The 18,017-nt window shown below is 61.4% G+C and carries 14 protein-coding genes; 5 read left to right on the top strand and 9 right to left on the bottom strand.

All coding sequences use genetic code 11. The features are described from left to right. Positions 1-29 precede the first annotated feature (29 nt). From ASG55_RS23150 to ASG55_RS23130, 5 genes are read left to right on the top strand one after another with little or no spacing between them, the layout of a single operon-like run. On the top strand, positions 30-1,742 hold the full coding sequence (locus ASG55_RS23150) for a DUF2138 domain-containing protein (RefSeq protein ID WP_056790702.1): 1,713 nt from the start codon (positions 30-32) through the stop codon (positions 1,740-1,742). After that, positions 1,727-2,377, top strand: a complete 651-nt coding sequence (locus ASG55_RS23145) for a DUF1175 domain-containing protein (protein ID WP_056790699.1) — start codon at positions 1,727-1,729, stop codon at positions 2,375-2,377. The genes ASG55_RS23150 and ASG55_RS23145 overlap by 16 nt, the downstream gene beginning before the upstream one ends. After that, on the top strand, positions 2,374-6,948 hold the full coding sequence (locus ASG55_RS23140) for an alpha-2-macroglobulin family protein (RefSeq protein ID WP_082530336.1): 4,575 nt from the start codon (positions 2,374-2,376) through the stop codon (positions 6,946-6,948). The genes ASG55_RS23145 and ASG55_RS23140 overlap by 4 nt, the downstream gene beginning before the upstream one ends. A gap of 1 nt (position 6,949) precedes the next feature. Beyond that, positions 6,950-8,569, top strand: a complete 1,620-nt coding sequence (locus ASG55_RS23135; RefSeq protein WP_056790696.1) for a DUF2300 domain-containing protein — start codon at positions 6,950-6,952, stop codon at positions 8,567-8,569. 3 nt (positions 8,570-8,572) lie between these two features. Continuing rightward, positions 8,573-9,385, top strand: coding sequence for a YfaP family protein (locus tag ASG55_RS23130; RefSeq protein WP_056790693.1), 813 nt, complete (start codon positions 8,573-8,575; stop codon positions 9,383-9,385). A gap of 6 nt (positions 9,386-9,391) precedes the next feature. On the opposite strand, the gene ASG55_RS23125 is transcribed toward ASG55_RS23130, so the two are convergent. The 9 genes from ASG55_RS23125 to eat all read right to left on the bottom strand — a co-directional run bounded on the left by ASG55_RS23125 (position 9,392) and on the right by eat (position 17,958). Then, positions 9,392-9,826, bottom strand: coding sequence for a hypothetical protein (locus ASG55_RS23125; RefSeq protein WP_236708195.1), 435 nt, complete (start codon positions 9,824-9,826; stop codon positions 9,392-9,394). Positions 9,827-10,250: 424 nt separating this feature from the next. Next, the gene (locus ASG55_RS23120) at positions 10,251-10,997 is read right to left on the bottom strand and encodes a S24 family peptidase (RefSeq protein ID WP_056790690.1); all 747 of its coding nucleotides are present in this window, start codon (positions 10,995-10,997) and stop codon (positions 10,251-10,253) included. A gap of 319 nt (positions 10,998-11,316) precedes the next feature. Continuing rightward, a complete protein-coding gene (gene ppa / locus ASG55_RS23115; protein ID WP_003205933.1) occupies positions 11,317-11,844 on the bottom strand; it encodes an inorganic diphosphatase in 528 nt (175 codons plus the stop codon). Positions 11,845-11,956: 112 nt separating this feature from the next. Continuing rightward, positions 11,957-12,769 carry a zinc-dependent peptidase gene (locus ASG55_RS23110; RefSeq protein ID WP_056790687.1) on the bottom strand — a complete coding sequence of 271 codons (813 nt, stop codon included), beginning with the start codon at positions 12,767-12,769 and terminating at the stop codon, positions 11,957-11,959. A gap of 4 nt (positions 12,770-12,773) precedes the next feature. Then, positions 12,774-13,424, bottom strand: coding sequence for a DedA family protein (locus ASG55_RS23105; RefSeq protein WP_016773001.1), 651 nt, complete (start codon positions 13,422-13,424; stop codon positions 12,774-12,776). Positions 13,425-13,652: 228 nt separating this feature from the next. Further along, entirely contained in the window at positions 13,653-14,114 is a 462-nt protein-coding gene (locus ASG55_RS23100) for a GNAT family N-acetyltransferase (protein WP_016773002.1), read from the bottom strand. A 115-nt stretch (positions 14,115-14,229) separates the two neighbouring features. Continuing rightward, the gene (gene eutC, locus ASG55_RS23095; RefSeq protein ID WP_056790683.1) at positions 14,230-15,054 is read right to left on the bottom strand and encodes an ethanolamine ammonia-lyase subunit EutC; all 825 of its coding nucleotides are present in this window, start codon (positions 15,052-15,054) and stop codon (positions 14,230-14,232) included. A 5-nt stretch (positions 15,055-15,059) separates the two neighbouring features. Beyond that, a complete protein-coding gene (locus tag ASG55_RS23090) occupies positions 15,060-16,454 on the bottom strand; it encodes an ethanolamine ammonia-lyase subunit EutB (protein WP_056790680.1) in 1,395 nt (464 codons plus the stop codon). 52 nt (positions 16,455-16,506) lie between these two features. Continuing rightward, complete coding sequence (gene eat, locus ASG55_RS23085) at positions 16,507-17,958, bottom strand: ethanolamine permease (RefSeq protein WP_024014466.1); 1,452 nt, start codon at positions 17,956-17,958, stop codon at positions 16,507-16,509. Positions 17,959-18,017 lie beyond the last annotated feature (59 nt).

The following is an 18,017-nucleotide window of genomic DNA, read 5'->3' as shown; positions in this document are numbered from 1 at the left end:
CGCCACGGATGAACTCGGATGTTGTGAACATGAGCGATAACACTGTGACTCCAGCTGCCGCGACACCGGCGGCCAAACCTTCGCGGCGCTGGCCGCTGGTCGTGCTCGGCCTGTGCCTGGTGGCCGGTGTGGCGGGCGGTTTCGGCTGGCTGCTGCTCAAGCCCAAAGCGCCGCCGGCGGCACTTGCCAGTGACAAGCTCGGCCTCGGCCGTCCGGATGCCTTGCTCGAAACCCGTTCACTGAGCCAGTTGCCCAAGGACCTGCTGACGGTGCCGTTCCTCAAGGCCACGCTTACCGAGGATTTCGTCTTCTATTACGAAACCCACGCCGATCGCCTCGGCCTGATCGGCAGCCTGCGGCGGATCATCTACGAGCATGACCTGAAGTTGCAGGACAGCCTGATCGAGCAGCTTTTCGATCAACCGGCCGATGTTGCGCTGTGGCGTGGCGCCGATGGTCGTTTGAAGGATTTCCTGCTGGTGATGGATCGCGGCGGGTTGGCCAAGCTGCTCGAGCCATTGGCGAAAGTGGCGCTGGATGACACCCAGCTCAGCATCTTCGGCACTCTCAAAGTCGGCAGCGACGAAGTGCCGCTGTATCAACTCAGCTACAACGCCAGCAAATCGCTGCTGTTTGCGTCGCGCGGCGACAAACTGGTGGTGCTGTCCAATCCAGCCAAGTACTACGACCCGGAAAGCGACGTCTCGGAAGAATCGGGTCGCGTCTCCGCGCAAGCGCTGGCGGCGTTGCTCAATGGTGAAAAACTCTTCCCCGAAGCGTTCGGCTTGCCAGCGAAAAGTCCGGAAACCAAGCAGCGTCTTTCGGTCAATTCCAGCGTGCTCGCCATGGGCTATCAGCGCTTTATCCCGAATTTCGCCGGACTGCGTTTCGACATGGACGACAAGGGCTGGCACAGCTATCTGGCCATGGATGAACTGGAAAACCAGCCGGACTTCGATTTCAAACCGGTCTGGCAAGCGATGCCGCTGGGGGCGAGCGCTTGCGTGACCCTGCCAGTGGCGGCCGAACCGCAGAAGCCGATATTGATCAAACTCGGCGCCGAAGAAGCGGTGGCGCAGACCCTCACCGAACATGTCGCCGGCGCGGCCGGCCTGTGCTGGTACGCCGATTCGCGGTTGTACACACCGTTGCTGGTCGCCAGCCTCAAAGACGAAGACAGCAGCAAGCTTGACGGTGATCTGGGCAAGTTGTTCGGTTCGATGGTCGGCGCGTTCGAAGCCAATGTCGCCGAAAGCGTATTCCCGGTGATCGACAAGCAGGAAGGCCAGAGCCACGTCTGGCAGCGTCAGGTCAGTTCCAGTTTCGGGCCGTACGCGGCGAAGACCGCCGAGAACCCGGAGGCGATTTCCGGCAAGGCGTTCATGAAAGTCAGCCTCGCCCGTCACGGCTCGACGCTGCTGTTTTCCCTCGACGACAAACTCGTCGACAAAGCCCTCGGCACCCTCGACAAGCGCTTCCCGCCGATGGCCGACGTGCTGCCAAAAGACGTATTGATGCCGATCTACTTCGGCCCGGACGCGATGGCGCAACTGATGCAGCGCGAAACCCTCGACAGCCTGCCGCAGGACATGGAGCCGGTGTTCTACAACGCCGCGCAAACCTACCTGATGCCGAAACTGCGCACCCTCGGCGGCTACGGCAAATATGCCCTGACCTTGCCCGAAGGCAGTGAGCCTGACGGCCACTGGCAATGGCTGCCGCTGGAATGGAAGGCGCTGTGAGCGCACTGATCCGCAGCCTCGGCTTGCTTGCTTTGCTGCTGAGCGCAGGCGCCCGTGCGGTTGAAGCGCCAGCGCTCGACCCGGCGCAATCCCAGGTGTTTCGCGCCTGGTTTGTGCGTATTGCTCAAGAGCAATTGAGCCAAGGCCCAAGCCCGCGCTGGTATCAGCAGGACTGCGCCGGCCTGGTGCGCTTTGCCGCCAACGAAGCGCTGAAAGTCCACGACGACAAATGGCTGCGCAGCAATGGTCTGTCCAATCGCTACCTGCCGCCGGAACTGGCGCTGAGCGACGAGCAACGCAAGCTCGCGCAACAGTGGCAGCAGGGCGGCGGCAAGGTCGGGCCGTACGTCAACGCGATCAAACTGATTCAGTTCAACAGCCATCTGGTCGGCCGCGATGTGGCGCAGGCGCGGCCCGGTGACCTGATGTTTTTCGATCAGGGCGACGATCAGCACCTGATGATCTGGATGGGCCGCTACATCGCCTATCACACCGGCACCACCACCCCAACTGACAACGGCATGCGTTCGGCAAGCCTGCAGCAACTCATGACATGGAAGGACACCCGATGGATACCCGACGCAGCCAACCCCAACTTCATCGGCGTCTATCGACTGAACTTTCTCTCCCAATGACCGGTGCCCGCATGTTGCGTATCTGTTCGCGAATTTCTTTGCTGTTAGCGTTGTTGCTGCCGTTTACCTGGGTCAACGCCGAAGACTCGGTGGAGCCGAGCAATTACACGCCGGTGGCCGGTGAGAGTTTCTTCCTGCTCGCCGACAGCAGTTTTGCCAGCGACGAGCCGGCGATGGTCCGCCTCGAAGCCCCGGGTCGTGACTACCGGCGCTTTCGCATGGAACCGTACGGCGGCGCCGACATTCGCGTGTATCGCATCGACAAGCCGCTGGATTTCCTCAAGCGCCAGAAGAACTTGCATCGCGTCGTCAGCGACGGCCAGTTCAAGGGCGAAGGTCTGTCCAACACCCTCGCGTATCTGTGGGACAACTGGTATCGCAAATCCCGCCGGGTGATGCAGCGTGCGTTCTCCTACGAGTCGCGCAAGCAGGTCACCGAAGAAGTGCCGGAGCTGAAAATGGGTGAGGCCATGGCCGCGCCGACGCCGTACGACGCGCAGCCGCAATTCGCGCTGATCCCGGGTCTGCCGGTGGTCAGCCAGTTCCGTTATCCACTGTGGCAGGCCAAGCCTATCCAGCCGCCGGCCGGGGTCAATCTGGCCGGCTCGTCCAGCGACTTCGTCAGCGTCGCGCCGGGCAACGTCTACATCCCGCTGGGTAACCTGAAGCCGGGGCTGTATCTGGTTGAAGCGCTGATCGGCAAGTACCGCGCGACCACCATGGTTTTCGTCTCCAATACGGTCGCGGTGAGCAAGATTGCCGGCGATGAACTGCTGGTCTGGGCCGCGCGCAAGCACGAAGGCAGTTCGGTGCCAAAGGTCAACGTGCTGTGGACCGATGGCCTCGGCGTGATGAGCAGCGGTGCTACCGATGCCGACGGTCTGCTGCGCCTGAAACACGTCAGCCCGGAGCGCTCGTTCGTCATCGGCGAGGACGAAGAGGGCGGCGTGTTCGTCTCGGAAAACTTCTACTACGACAGCGAAATCTACGACACTAAACTGTATGCCTTCACCGATCGGCCGCTGTATCGCCCGGGCGATTGGGTGTCGCTGAAAATCGTCGGTCGCGAGTTCAAGAATGCCCGTGATTCGGTGCTGCCGGGCGCGGCGGATGTCAGTGTCAGCGTGCTTGATGCCACGGGGACCGAACTGCAGACCCTCGATCTGAAGCTTGATTCGAAAGCAGGTACCCAGGGTCGCTTCCAGTTGCCGGATAACGCCGTGGCCGGTGGTTACGAGATCCGTTTCAACTACAAGGATCAGGCCTACAGCAGTGCTTTCCGCGTTGCCGAATACATCAAGCCGCACTTCGAAATCTCGCTGAATCTGGCCAAGCAGGATTACCGCACCGGTGAGCCGGTGAAAGGCAGTCTGGTGCTGCTCTATCCCGACGGCAAACCGGTGGCCAATGCAAAATTGAGCCTGAGCCTGCGCGCCCAGCAATTGTCGATGGTCGACAACGAGCTGCAATACCTCGGGCAATTCCCGGTGGAGTTGACCAGCACCGAACTGACTACCGACAGCAAAGGCAACGCGACCCTCGATTTGCCGGCAGCCGATAAACCGAGCCGCTACATGCTCTCCGTGTTCGCCAGCGATGGCGCGGCGTATCGGGTCAAGACCACCAAGGAAATCCTCATCGACCGTGGCGCGGCGAGTTTTCGCTTGAGCGCGCCGCAACGCTTCAGTGCAGTCGGTGACAAGGTTGCGTTCAGCTACGCCAACGAGGGCGGCACTGAGCAAAGCAAAGCGGTGACCCCAAGCACGTATGGTTGGGTGCGTCTGGAAGACCAGAGCACAGGCGAGGGCAAACTCGCGGCGAATGACAAAGGCTTCAGCATGACCTTCGAACGTCCGGGCACGTACAACCTGACGCTGAAGGATCAACACGGTCGCGTCCTCGGCGCCACCGGCCATTCGGTCACCGGCGACGGTGTGAAAGCGGTGCCGGGCACAGTGGAAATCGTCCTCGACAAGCCCGAGTACAAGGCGGGCGAAGAAGCGCTGGCGCTGATCACCTTCCCTGAGCCGGTCAGCGACGCACTGCTGTCGCTGGAGCGTGACAAGGTCGAGGCCACTGCGCTGCTGGCCAAGGGCGCCGACTGGCTGAAACTGGAAAAACTCAGCGACACCCAATACCGCGCGCGCATTGCGGTGAAAGACAGCTTCGCGCCGAACCTGACCTTCTCCGTGCTCTACACCAAGGGCGGTCAGTACAGCTTTCAGAACGCCGGGATCAAAGTGGTCGCGCCGCAAATCGACGTGGCGATCAGCACCGACAAAGCGGTGTACCTGCCGGGCGATACGGTCACGGTCGACCTGACCACGCAGTTCGCCGGCAAAGCGGTTCCGGCACACTTGACGGTCAGTGTGGTCGACGAAATGATCTACGCGCTGCAACCGGAAGTCGCGCCGAGCATCGACCAGTTCTTCTATCACCCTCGGCGCAACAACGTGCGCACCAGTGCCAGCCTGTCATTCATCAGCTACGACGTGGCATTGCCGGGTAGCCCCGGCGCCCCGGGTAAAGCCAATCGCAGCGAACGCGGCGTGAAGGTGCTTGAGCGTCCGCGCCGTGAAGACGTCGACACCGCTGCGTGGCAGCCGGAGCTGTTGACCGGCGACGACGGCAAAACCCGCTTCACCTTCAAGATGCCGGACTCGCTGACCCGCTGGCGCATCACCGCTCGGGCGATTGCCGATGACGGTCAGGTCGGGCAGAAGAAGCAGTTTGTCCGTTCGGAAAAACCGCTTTACCTGAAGTGGAGCGGGCCGAGCAAATTCCGCAAGGGCGATCAGCCGCGGCTGGGCGTGTTTGCGTTCAGTCAGGCGGAGAAACCGGTCAAGGCGGAACTGGTAACTCACTATGCCGGTACCGAACAACGTCTGCCGGTGACCCTGAACAGCGGCATCAATTACCTGCCACTGCCGGCGTTCGCTTTGGCCTCTGGCGAGTGGACGGCGGAGTTGGTGCAGGACGGCAAAGTCGCCGATGCCCTGGCTGTGCGCTTGAGTGCCACCGGTGAAGGCTGGCAAGTCACGCAAACGCAAAGTCTCGATGTGGTCAGCGGCGATACACCCTTGAGTTTGCCGGCGGATGCCACGGATATCCGCCTGCGTCTGGATGACAGTCCGCAAGCGCTGTTCCGTTCCGCCCTCGATGATCTGCTCGGCTACCCGTACGGCGGCGTCGAGCAGACGGCCAGTCGCTTGCTGCCGCTGAGCATCGCTTATCCATCGCTGGCGTCGAACCCGCAGATTCGCGATCGCTTGCGCCTGATCATGCAGAACAGCCGTCTGCGTCTGGTGCAAATGGCCGGGCCGTCGGCGAGCTTCACCTGGTGGGGCTACGACGGCGAGCCGGATGCATTTCTCACCGCCTATGCCTATTACGCTGACTGGAATGCCAGCCGCGTACTCGACCTGACCCTGCCGCCGGAGCACTGGCAGCGCGTACTCGAGGTGTACGCCAAGCAAGCGCCGAATACGCCATTGCTGCAGCGGGCGCTGATTCTGTCGTTCGCCAAACAGATGCAGCTGCCAGTGAACACGCTGCTCAGCGGTCTGATCGACGATCTGGTCAAGGCCGGTGAAGGCAGTGCCGAAACCTTGCTCGACGACGGCCAGGACAGTCTGGTGATGAACGACCCGGATTCGGCACTTGGTCTGGCGACGGCGCGGGTACTCACTGCATCGTTGGCCACGCAGGCGAAAGTTGCTTTGCCGGAGGCGTTCAATCGGCAACTGGGCGCAGCGCAACAACGTCTGGCCGTCAGCTCGCAGCCCTTCGTTGAAGCACTGAACCTGTCGCTGCAACCGTTCGATCAGGCTCGCGCCACGGCGTTGTTGCAACGTCTGTTGCCGCAGCAGTCGACACTGGAACGTGCGCTGGCGCTGACTTGGCTGCAACGCAGCATCGCTCAGGCTTCGCCGACCATCGCGCTGATGCCGGGTGAGGGCTGGAAGAAAAACTACGGCGCCAGCGGCGAGATGTACTGGACCTGGCAAGGCGCGACGCCTTTGCCGAACATACTGAGCGTGTCCGGCACGCAAGAGCGGCCGTTGCGTGCAGCGCTGAGCTTCCAGACTCAACAGCCGCAGGTCGATCCGATGGCCGTGAGCGTCACTCGGCGTCTGTCGCGGCTGGTGCCGGGCGACGAGGCGTTCACCTTCAAACTCGAGCCGGTCGGCACTAAACCGTTGTCCAGCGACAGCCTGTACCTGGACGAGGTGATCCTCACCAGCAAGGCACCGAAACCGCTGCGCTACGGCATGCTTGAAGTGCCGCTGCCACCGGGCGCGGATGTCGAGCGCACGACATGGGGCATCAAATTGCAGGGCAAGGACGGCACCGAACCGACCGCGCTGGAGAAGGCGCGTTTCGAACCGGGACAACTGGCATACGCGGTGCCGGTCGACGCGCTGAGTGGTGAGTTGCGCCTGCGTCATCTGGTGCGCTTCTCGCAGAAGGGCCAGTTCAACCTGCCGCCGGTACGCTTCAAGCAAGTGTATGCACCGCAACATCAGGCCCAGGAGGCGAAAGCCGCCCTCGGTCAGGTCACGGTCAACTGACATGCGCCGGCCGCTGTTGTGGCTGCTGATGTGGATGATGCCTGCGCTGGCGACAGCGCAGGACGAGCCGTTGCGCGTGGCCTATCAGGGCGAGTTGTTGTCGTTGAATCAGACGCAACTGATCAAGCGCGAACCGTTGCCAGCGTCGCTGGATGCGCCGCTGGGCAGTCTGTGGAAGTTGTTCGTCTACGCATGGCTGGTGGATACCGGTGCGCGGGAGCCGGCTTATGACTGTCGCGGGCAGTCCAAAGAAGAAGTTTATTGCTGCTCGGCGGGCGGCAAGATCGAGCGGGATCAGGCACTGGTGAAATCCTGCGGTCTGTATTTCGACCCCGCGCGGTTGGGCATTGCAGCGACGGATTGGCGAGTGTATTGGCAGGCGCGGCAGGCGCCGTCATGGTTGCTGGATTTGCCAGCCGTGCAACCGGCAACAAGAGTCTCGGTCGCTGAATTATTGGGTGTTCTGGCGTTGCTGCCAGCGCAGGATCAGATGCGTCGCGTGCTGCTCGATGTCGTGCTGAACGCGGCGGACGGCAATGTCGTCGGCGAGTTGGGCGGACGCCTGCGGGTGAAAACCTGGAGCTGGCTCGGCGACCAGGATGCACAATCACGCCAGGGTGGATTCGCCGGCTGGAGCGCCGACGGCGCACCGATCTGGGCGGGTGGGCGCGGTACCAGTCAAATGGTTCTGCGTCACTACGGTCAGGCGCTGGCCAGCGTGTTGCCGACGGCGTGGCCAGCGGACACGGGGCGTTGTGTGGAAGTCGGGCTGTTTTCGAAATATCCGGTTTCGAAGGTTCTGGTCGGGGATCGTGTCGCCACGTCCGGGCCATTGCGCGGCGACTACCGCGTCGAATTCGCCAACGGCAACGCGCTGGACATCCACAGCGATGGCGAGCTTTTTCTGCTCAACGACAAACTCGTCGCAAGACTTGATCGCGAAGAATATGTCGCTCGCGTTCTCGAACGCGAAGCCAAACCGCAACCCGCCGAAGCCGCCAAGGCGCTGGCCGTAGCGATCCGCACTTATCTGCTGCAAAACGCCACGCGCAACGGCGACTGCCTGAGCATCGACGACAGCAGCAATCGCCAGCGCGTCGCCCCGCGTCCAGCCTCGGCCGAGTCACGCAACATGGCGGCGTGGACGGCGGATCTGGTACTGGCCGGCAGCACCGTCACCTATCACTCCGACCAGCCGGGCCCAGACAAACTCGCTTGGCAGCAAGCCGTCGAGCAAGCGAACGCCGGCCAGCGCTACGACGCGATTCTGCTGCACGCCTATCCACGCGCCAGCCTCAGCCGCTGGGATAACCCGGTCGCCTCCTGCGAAGCATTGCCCGCCGCGCAAGACTGGCTGCAGAAGCAGCGACGCAGCTGGCGTCCGAGGCTCGAAAGCGAAACCGGCTACAACGAAGTCAGCACTTTCGCCGTATGCAAACTCGCCTTCGGCCGGCCCTTCGTCGACCGCGAACGCCAGCGCATATACGTGCGCGGCGTGCTGAGCCTGCAGGATCGCCTCGATCTGACCCACGAATATCTGCACCTGGCCTTCGAAGCACACCCCAACGGCCAGGATGAAACCTACATCGAAGGGCTCGCCCGTCACCTTTTGCTGGAATAGACCATGACACTCCGTTATCCACAGGTCTTGCTGCTGCTCTGTGCCCTCAACGTGCTGCCGCAAGCGTTCGCCGCCGATGGCGTCAAACTCGACACCCCGGTGGGCGGCTGGCGCAGCGGCGCACCGCAAGGCGAGGGCGAGAGCTTTCGCCAGACCGTCAACTACCCGGCCTCGTCGGTCAACACACCGCTTGGCCAGGCCAATACCGCCAGAATCAGCGGCCACATCAAAGCCGTGCCGAAGAACAACGAACCCGGGCGCCTGATCGTCAACGGCGTCAGCATGCCACTGAAAATCGACCCCGCCGGCGGCTTCGATCGCCCGTTCTCCTTCCCCAACGGCAGCAACAGCGTCGAAGTGCGCAGCGCCGACGGCCAGCAACGCCACCGCACGCAATTCCTCAACGCCCGCGGCGGCTCCACCCCGGCCAAACTGCGCGTCCTGCTGGCCTGGGACAGCGACGGCACCGACCTCGACCTGCACCTGATCACCCCCGACGGCGCCCACATCTGGTACGGCAACCGCAGCGCCGCCAACGGCGCCGCCCTTGACGTCGACGTCACCACCGGCTACGGCCCGGAAATCGCCGCCATGCCCGCGCCGATCAAGGGGCAGTATCTGGTGTATGTGAATTATTACGGCGGCGGATATCGCGGGGATGACGAAGGTGGGGATGAAGCGGTGCAGGCGCTGACGACCGCGCAGGTGACGGTGATTACTGAAGAAGGCACGCCGAGCGAGAAGATGGAGACGTTTGTAGTGCCGATGCGGACGGCGGGGGAGCTGACGTTGGTGAAGTCGTTCAGTTATCCGTGAATCCGGCTAATCAGGAAAAACGCCGCAAAGCGCGTTGCCCTGATAACCATGCACAATCGGCCCCAGCATCATGAACGGGCCGCAGGCGTAGAACGGCGACGGCACCGTTTGTTTTGAATAGAGCAAAACGATTTCATTTCCAGATTCGTTGCTGCCAAAGGACTGCTCGGAGTACGACGTACACACGGGCAATTTCAGCGGAACAGGAATGATCAACGCCCAAACCGTGACGCCACACCATTCTCGGGTAGGCGCTGATTGCGCGGTTCGGGTAATCGCTGGCGTCAGCGAACGAGCGCTTAGAGCTTTGTACTCGTCAGTTCTGAGTGTGGTTTTCTCAGGCAAAGCCACGATGGCACCGACGCAGCCTGAGAGATAAAAACTCATCGCAGCGATCAGGATGACCGGTCCAAGCAGTGTGAAACGAGGGGTGAATCGCACGTTTTAACTTCCTTGTGAAGCGCTTCGGAACTGTAGTGCCCAGCTTGTTCGATTCCTTCCAAGCGAGAGGCGTAGCCTTTTTGCAGGCATTAAAAAGCCGGCTTGTGGCCGGCTTCTCGGGGACTGGCTTGGTTTATTTTTGGTAAACCGCGCCAGCCTTCAAAACGTACATCCGGATCTGCGTCCGGCTGTGGGACTTGGTCAGACGTTGGTCTGCCTCGTCGGGCGTCATCCGAGCCGCTGGGCGGGTCGATGCGCGAATGTGGGGCGCAGGATACTGAGTTTTGCTCTGGATTCCCAGCCTCAAGTGCGGTTTAGAGCGACTGAAGCGGTATAAACTCGGGATTTGTACCGGTTGTCAGGGCCTCTTCGCGGGCAAGCCCGCTCCCACAGGTTTGCGCAAAGCTTGATATCAGCGTACGCATCACAGAAACGGCACCACCGGCCGGCGCTTGCCCAGTGTCGACCACCAGAACACCCAGCCAAGAATGTGAATCCGCTGCTCTTCGATCTGCGCCGGCCGGAAGACCTCATCGGGGTATTCGGCGCTGTTGTGGCTGCGCATGCGCAGGCCATTGCCGGGCATGCGGTGCAGGTATTTGATGCGCAGCATGCCGTCGTGCTCTACGGCGTAGATTTCGCCGTCGACGACCTGGGTCAGTCCGCGGTCGATGGCGACGATGGAGCCGTCTTCGATGCGATCGGCCATGCTGTTGCCGATCATGTGCGCGCAGATGGCGTTGGCGTGCTGGATGTCGAGTTGATCGAGGTGGGCGCGGGGCAGGCGCAGGGACTGGTCGGGGGCGAGGATGACGTGGGTTTTACCGTCGCCGTTGGCGATCGGGGTTTCCTTGAAAAATGCCAGGTCGATGTCGCTGGGGTTGATGACTGTGTAGACGCCGCAGATGGCCTGGGCATCGAACGTGTCGCCATTGCTGGCGGGTGGGTGCAGGCGCGCGACCTCCTTGACGCCTTCCCCGGTTTTCAGCCATTCACTATTGACCGACAACAGGCGTGAGACTTCTTCCATGCGATACGCCGGGACGCCCCGGGTGTACCAGTTATGAACGTTTCGGGCTTCCGTGCCCCAGAACCTTGCGAAATCCGTGGTGCTGATGTTCGCTGCTTCCAGGAGTGCCTTGAATCGTGGACCGCTAGTGTTCTTTCTCATAAACACGGAGTCTACGGCCGGACTAGAGCGGTTTGAATAAACCGGGCGTTCAAAAAAAGCCTGTATTTTGCGACGGGATGTAAGACGTACTTGTGGGAAATTAAACAGATTAAAACTGCATGTAGGAATTTAAACGGTTTGTTTAGTCGGGCTTTTTCAAGAGCCCCTCACCCCAACCCTCTCCCGGAGGGAGAGGGGGCCGACCAAGGTGTATTTCGAGTTACATCGACCTGAACAACCGAGTCGATTATGCAGACGCCAATAACAAAAAACCCCGGAAATCCGGGGTTTTTTCAAGCGTCACGCAAGGCGCAATTGCTTAGCCCTTGTAGGCGGCAACCGACTTGGTGATCGCTTCGCGGGCGGCGTCTGCACCGGCCCAGCCTTCGATCTTGACCCACTTGCCCTTCTCGAGATCCTTGTAGTTCGCGAAGAAGTGCTCGATCTGCTGGATCAGCAGGGGTGGCAGGTCGGTGTATTCCTTCACGTCGACGTACAGCTGCGACAGCTTGTCGTGTGGCACGGCGATGACTTTGGCATCGCCGCCGCCGTCGTCGGTCATGTTCAGGATGCCGACCGGACGGGCGCGGATTACCGAGCCTGGAGCAACCGGGTAAGGAGTCACGACCAGCACGTCGAGGGGATCACCGTCGTCAGCCAGGGTGTTCGGGATGTAACCGTAGTTGGCCGGGTAGAACATTGGGGTGGCCATGAAACGGTCAACGAACAGGCAATCGCTGTCTTTGTCGATTTCGTATTTGATCGGCGCGTGGTTGGCCGGGATCTCGATCGCGACGTAGATGTCGTTCGGCAGGTCTTTGCCAGCCGGAATCTTGCTGTAGCTCATTGGGCGTTGCCCCCGTAGTTGACCAAAAACACTTGGCCGGATTGACCAAAAAGTGGCGGCGATTATAGGCACATTCCTACGCCGACGCCACGTACCAGAAGTCGTGCAGAGCTCAGTCGTGCGCCTGATAGACCGGGTCTGTGGCCTGAAGTTGCCGCAGTCTGCCCAACGGATCCTGCCGGTAGAAAAGCTGCAGTTGCAAGTAGACCTGTGGATAAGCCTCGTGCAGCAGATCCGGGGCGCTGAAGAAGTATTCGCTGGCGACGGCGAAGAACTCTGCCGGGTTCTCGGCGGCGTAGGGATCGATGGCGGTTTCGGCGTCTGGATCGTGGTCGAGTTGGCGGTTGAGGTCGTCGTAAGCGGCCTGCATCACTTTGGCCCAGTCGCTGACGCGCATGTCGGCGTGCAATGGCGGCAGGCCGTTGGCGTCGCCGTTGAGCATATCGAGCTTGTGCGCCAGTTCGTGGATCACCAGGTTGTAGCCTTCCCAGCCACCGCTGGCCTGTACGCCGGGCCAGGCGAGAATCACCGGCCCCTGCTGCCAGGCTTCACCGCTGTGTTCGCCGTCCCACTCATGCTCGACGCCGCTGGCATCGCGATGGCGTTGCGGGCTGAGGAAGTCATCCGGGTACAGCACGATCTCGTGGAAACCCTGGTACCAGTTCAGATCGCCGAGGTGCAGCAACGGCAACTGCGCCTGGGCGGCGAGCAGCAGGCGTTGCTCCTGATGCAGTTCGACACCGGGCAGGGCGGTCAGGTGTTTGTCGTCGAGAAACAGCACGCAGGCTTCGCGCAACCACTGGTCTTCAGCAGCGCTGATGCCATCGAGGAAGGAGAGTTGATGGCGCACCCGTTGCCACAGGTCGTCGGCAATCGGGTGCCTGGCCAAGAGGCGCCGGCGTCGCCAGGCGCTCAGTGACCACATCGGATCAGTGCGATTGCACTTTGGTGCCGCCGAACCGGCTGCGCACCACGCCGATGATCATCGGCACCAGCGACAGCAGGATGATTGCCACCACCAGCAGCGAGAGGTTTTTCTTGATGAACGGCACGTTGCCGAAGAAGTAACCCAGAGTGACCAGACCGCCGACCCAGAGGATGGTGCCGAGCACGCTGAAGCCGAAGAAACGCGGGTACGGCATCCGCGCCACGCCCGCGACGAACGGCGCGAAGGTGCGGATGATCGGCAGGAAGCGCGCCATGGTCACGGTCTTGCCGCCGTGCTTGTCGTAGAAGTCGTGGGTTTTTTGCAGGTAATCGCGACGGAAGATTTTCGAGTTCGGGTTGCTGAACAGCTTCTCCCCGGCCGTGCGTCCTATCACGTAGTTGGTACTGTCGCCCATGATCGCCGCCAGCATCAGCAGGCCACCGAGCAGCACCGGATCCATGCCGCCGCCGGCCGCCACCGCGCCAGCGATGAACAGCAGCGAGTCGCCCGGCAGGAACGGCATCACCACTAGACCGGTTTCACAGAAGATCACCAGAAACAGGATGGCGTAGATCCATGGCCCATAGTTGTTCACCAGCAAATCGAGATACACATCGAGATGCAGGATTAGGTCGAGCGGGTTGAAATCCATGGGGGCACCTGTATGACGGCCCGACTCGGCAGGCCTGTGCGGATGACTTCGTGTAAGCCTACAGCGGGGTGTAGTTTTTCTTACAAGCCGGAAAGATCGGGATTATACGGTCTGAGCGATGAAAAGCGCGTCGGTTTTGTAGCGGGGAGTGTCGCGAAGTGAGCAATTGTCAGGGAAAAGGTGGCCGTGGCGAGGGAGCGAACTCCCTCATCACCGAAGCCGTTGGAGTCAGAGCTCGTCGCTGATCGGCAGTACGTAGTTCTTGAACTCGGTGTCTTCCTTGAAACCGATCGATTCGTAGGTTTTCTGCGCCACTTCGTTGTTCGCGCTGGTCGAGACGCGCATGCGCACGGCCTGGGTTTCCTTGGCCATTTTCTTCGCGGTACGGATCAGATTGTCGGCGACCAGTTGCCGGCGAGCATCTTCGGCAACGTAGATATCGTTGAGAATCCACACGCGTTTGAGCGACAACGAAGAGAAGCTCGGATAGAGCTGGCAGAAACCCATGAGTTTCTTGTCGTCATCGTCGGCCAGGGCCAGATAGATCACCGACTCTTTGCGGCGCAGGCGTTTTTCGAGAAACGCGCGAGAGGAATCCGGGTAAGGCAGGGAGCCGTAGAACTCGCGATATTTGACGAACAAAGGAGTCAGCAAATCCAGATGTTCGAGGGTCGCTTGAATAATCCGCATGATAGGTCTCGTCTTCAAGTGGCTGTCTTCAACTGCTCTGACGGCGATGGGAAACCCGGGCGGCCGTGCGTCGATCCTGCCTGAAAGCAGCGCAGAAAGGCAATGCGGAAACGGTTCAGGCTGGCGGTGGATCGAGCAGGAAATTGCCTTTCATGTCGACAGCGTCGTCCGCCTCCAATGTGTGCAACTGAGCTTCATCCTTCAGATTGACCCCCGACAGCTGCCGCCGACAGGCCTCGCGCATCAGATACAGCAAGCGATGCGCCGCCATGCCGTAGCTCAGGCCTTCAAGCCGAACATTGGAAATGCAATTGCGATAGGCGTCGGTGAGGCCGACCTTCGGCGCGTAGGTGAAATACAGCCCGAGGCTGTCCGGTGAACTCAAGCCCGGGCGCTCGCCGATCAGCATCACCACCATTTTCGCCCCGAGCAGCTGGCCGATTTCGTCACCGATGGCGACGCGGCCCTGCTCGACCAGCACCACCGGTGCCACGGACCAGCCGTCGCCGCTCATCTGTTCTTCCAGGCGCGTCAGGAACGGCAGCGTGTGGCGGTGCACCGCCAGCGCCGACAGGCCATCAGCGACGACCATCACCAGATCGACGCCGCCCGGGTGTTCGCTGGCGTAGTCGCGCAAGGTCTGCGCCGATTCATCGCTGAGCTTGCGCCCCAGATCCGGGCGTTGCAGATAGGTGTGTCGATCCGGCGCGGCGCTTTGCAGCGCCAGGGTTTCCCGCCCGCGCTCGCTCAGTTGTGCGCTGATTTCGCTGTGATCGAAGGCCAGATGCACGGCATCACGGGCTTGGGCGTGGGCAAACTGAAAATCCAGCTGCGCCCGCGTCGGCAGACTGGTGCCGGTGCGGCCCAGGGCAATCCGCGCCGGGGTCAGGCGGCGCAGTTCCAGCCAGGGGTTTTGCGGATCGACCGGTGGTTTTTCCATAAGACTTATCCCAAGTGCGCCAAGGCCTGGCGGAAGGCCGGCGGCAGGTTGTTGCCGAAGCGAACCTTGCCGTCCGCCTGGGTGAAGATGCCCATGTTGGCCAGCCATTGTTCGAACTCCGGCGCCGGTTTCAGGCCCAGGGTCTGGCGGGCGTACAAGGCGTCGTGAAACGAAGTGGTCTGGTAATTGAGCATGATGTCGTCGGAGCCGGGGATGCCCATGATGAAGTTGATCCCGGCGACGCCGAGCAACGTCAGCAGGGTATCCATGTCGTCCTGGTCGGCTTCGGCGTGGTTGGTGTAGCAGATGTCGCAGCCCATCGGAACGCCGAGCAGCTTGCCGCAGAAGTGATCTTCAAGGCCGGCGCGGATGATCTGCTTGCCGTTGTAGAGGTACTCCGGGCCGATAAATCCTACGACGGTGTTCACCAGGAACGGCTTGAAATGTCGCGCCACGGCGTAGGCCCGTGTCTCGCAAGTCTGTTGATCGACGCCGTGGTGGGCGTTGGCCGACAGCGCGCTGCCCTGACCGGTTTCGAAATACATCAGGTTCTGCCCGAGTGTGCCGCGCTTGAGACTGAGCCCGGCGTCGTAGCCTTCCTGCAAGACATTCAGATTGATACCGAAACTGGCATTGGCCGCCTCAGTGCCGGCAATCGACTGGAACACCAGATCCAGCGGCACGCCACGGTTGATCGCCTCGATCGAGGTGGTGACGTGGGTCAGCACGCAGGCTTGAGTCGGGATGTCGTAGCGCTGGATGATTGCGTCGAGCATCTCCAGCATCGCGCAGATCGAAGCGATGCTGTCGGTGGCCGGGTTGACCCCGATCATTGCATCGCCGTTGCCGTAGAGCAGGCCGTCGAGAATGCTCGCGGCGATGCCGGACGGCTCGTCAGTCGGGTGGTTGGGTTGCAGGCGGGTCGACAGGCGCCCGCGCAAACCGAGGGTGCCGCGAAATTGGGTGACCACGCGGATTTTCTGCGCGACCAGCACCAGATCCTGTACACGCATGATCTTCGACACGGCGGCGACCATTTCCGGGGTCAGGCCGGGGGCGAGGGCGCGCAGGCTGGTTTCGTCCGCCGCGTCACTGAGCAGCCAGTCGCGAAAGCCGCCAACGGTCAGGTGACTGACCACGGCGAAGGCTTGTTTGTCGTGGGTGTCGATGATCAGCCGGGTGACTTCGTCGGCTTCGTAGGGGATCAGCGCTTCCTGCAGGAAGTGGGTGAGCGGGATGTCCGCCAGGGCCATTTGCGCGGCCACCCGTTCGCCGTCGTTGAGCGCGGCGACCTCGGCGAGAAAATCCCCCGAGCGGGCGGGGCTGGCCTTGGCCATGACGTCTTTGAGGCTGTCGAAGCGGTAAGTCTGCGCGCCGACCGTGTGAGCAAAACTGGCCATTCAGCGTTCTCCGTGACGGCGCAGAACAGCTCTGCGCCGTGGTTTTCGACAATCAGTGCAAGGCTTGTTCAGCTTTTTGAATCGCCGCGAATTCTTCTTCCGGCGTGCCTGCTACCAAGTGATGCCGACTGTAGAAAGCAAAGTAAGCAATTAACACTCCATAGATGATCGCGGCGCCGATCACCACCCGTGGATCGACGAGGAAACCCGCCACCACGGCGATGCACGCCAGCACCAGCGCCACACCCGAGGTGAAAATGCCGCCCGGCGTGCGATACGGCCGGTCCATTTTGGGGCGCCGGATACGCAGGGTGATGTGTGCGGCCATCATCAGCACATAGGAAATGGTCGCGCCGAACACCGCGACCAGAATCAGCAAATCGCCCTGGCCGGTCAGCGACAGACCAAAGCCGATGATGCCGGGAATCACCAGAGCCAGCACCGGTGCCTTGCTCTTGTTGGTCTGCGACAGTTTGCGCGGCAGATAACCGGCCCGCGACAGCGCGAAGATCTGCCGCGAGTAGGCGTAGATGATCGAGAAGAAACTGGCAATCAGCCCAGCCAGACCGACAAGGTTGACGAAGCTGCCCATCCAGGTCGAGCCACCGTAGGCTTTGCTCAGTGCTTCGACCAGTGGATTACCGGAGGTCAGCAGCGAATTCGCACCAGCGCCGCCAGGGCCGACGATCAGAATCAGCAGGGCAAACATCAGCAGCACCAGCATTGCCCCTATCAGGCCACGCGGCAGATCGCGCTTGGGGTTTTTGGTTTCTTCTGCGGCCAATGGCACGCCTTCGACGGCGAGGAAAAACCAGATCGCATAGGGAATCGCCGCCCACACGCCGACATAGCCGAACGGCAGAAACGGGCTGGCACCGACCGCAGTGGTCACCGGGATGTCGAGCAGGTTGGCAACGTCGAAGTGCGGCACCATCGCCACTAGAAACACCCCCAGCGCCAGCGCGGCGACGGCGGTAATGATGAACATCAGCTTGAGCGCTTCGCCGACCCCGAAAATGTGGATGGCGATGAAGATGATGTAGAACGCCAGATAGATCATCCAGCCGCCAATACCGAACAGCGACTCGCAGTAGGCACCGATGAACACCGCGATGGCGGCGGGGGCGATGGCGTATTCGATGAGGATCGCGGTGCCGGTGAGAAAACCGCCCCACGGCCCGAACGCACTGCGGGCGAAACCGTAGCCGCCGCCAGCGGTGGGAATCATCGACGACAATTCGGCCAGGGAAAAACACATGCACAGGTACATGGTCGCCATCAGCAGCGTGGCGAGAAACATCCCGCCCCAGCCACCCTGGGCGAGGCCGAAATTCCAGCCGGCGTAGTCGCCGGAAATCACATAAGCGACGCCGAGGCCCACCAGCAGGACCCAGCCGGCGGCGCCTTTTTTCAGTTCGCGTTGTTGGAAATAATCGGTGCCGACTTTTTCGAAGTCGACGGAGGAGCCGGTCGCCGGAGCGCCGGCCGGGGATTCGCTTGGCATAGGGTTCACCATTTTTATTGTTTTATTGGCCCGGCTACAGCCAAGCCATTGGGTTGAAT

The organism is Pseudomonas sp. Leaf434 (assembly GCF_001425545.1).
GTDB lineage: Bacteria > Pseudomonadota > Gammaproteobacteria > Pseudomonadales > Pseudomonadaceae > Aquipseudomonas > Aquipseudomonas siliginis.
This window is presented reverse-complemented; position numbering and strand designations above follow the sequence as displayed.

Excerpts from the sequence above, each read along its gene's own strand:
- ASG55_RS23100 (WP_016773002.1), bottom strand. The coding sequence starts at position 14,114 with ATGCGGATTATTCAAGCGACCCTCGAACATCTGGATTTGCTGACTCCT.
- ASG55_RS23135 (WP_056790696.1), top strand. The coding sequence starts at position 6,950 with ATGCGCCGGCCGCTGTTGTGGCTGCTGATGTGGATGATGCCTGCGCTG.
- eutC (WP_056790683.1), bottom strand. The coding sequence starts at position 15,054 with ATGGAAAAACCACCGGTCGATCCGCAAAACCCCTGGCTGGAACTGCGC.
- ppa (WP_003205933.1), bottom strand. The coding sequence starts at position 11,844 with ATGAGCTACAGCAAGATTCCGGCTGGCAAAGACCTGCCGAACGACATC.
- ASG55_RS23120 (WP_056790690.1), bottom strand. The coding sequence starts at position 10,997 with ATGAGAAAGAACACTAGCGGTCCACGATTCAAGGCACTCCTGGAAGCA.
- ASG55_RS23150 (WP_056790702.1), top strand. The coding sequence starts at position 30 with ATGAGCGATAACACTGTGACTCCAGCTGCCGCGACACCGGCGGCCAAA.
- eat (WP_024014466.1), bottom strand. The coding sequence starts at position 17,958 with ATGCCAAGCGAATCCCCGGCCGGCGCTCCGGCGACCGGCTCCTCCGTC.
- ASG55_RS23090 (WP_056790680.1), bottom strand. The coding sequence starts at position 16,454 with ATGGCCAGTTTTGCTCACACGGTCGGCGCGCAGACTTACCGCTTCGAC.
- ASG55_RS23105 (WP_016773001.1), bottom strand. The coding sequence starts at position 13,424 with ATGGATTTCAACCCGCTCGACCTAATCCTGCATCTCGATGTGTATCTC.
- ASG55_RS23145 (WP_056790699.1), top strand. The coding sequence starts at position 1,727 with ATGGAAGGCGCTGTGAGCGCACTGATCCGCAGCCTCGGCTTGCTTGCT.
- ASG55_RS23140 (WP_082530336.1), top strand. The coding sequence starts at position 2,374 with ATGACCGGTGCCCGCATGTTGCGTATCTGTTCGCGAATTTCTTTGCTG.
- ASG55_RS23130 (WP_056790693.1), top strand. The coding sequence starts at position 8,573 with ATGACACTCCGTTATCCACAGGTCTTGCTGCTGCTCTGTGCCCTCAAC.
- ASG55_RS23110 (WP_056790687.1), bottom strand. The coding sequence starts at position 12,769 with ATGTGGTCACTGAGCGCCTGGCGACGCCGGCGCCTCTTGGCCAGGCAC.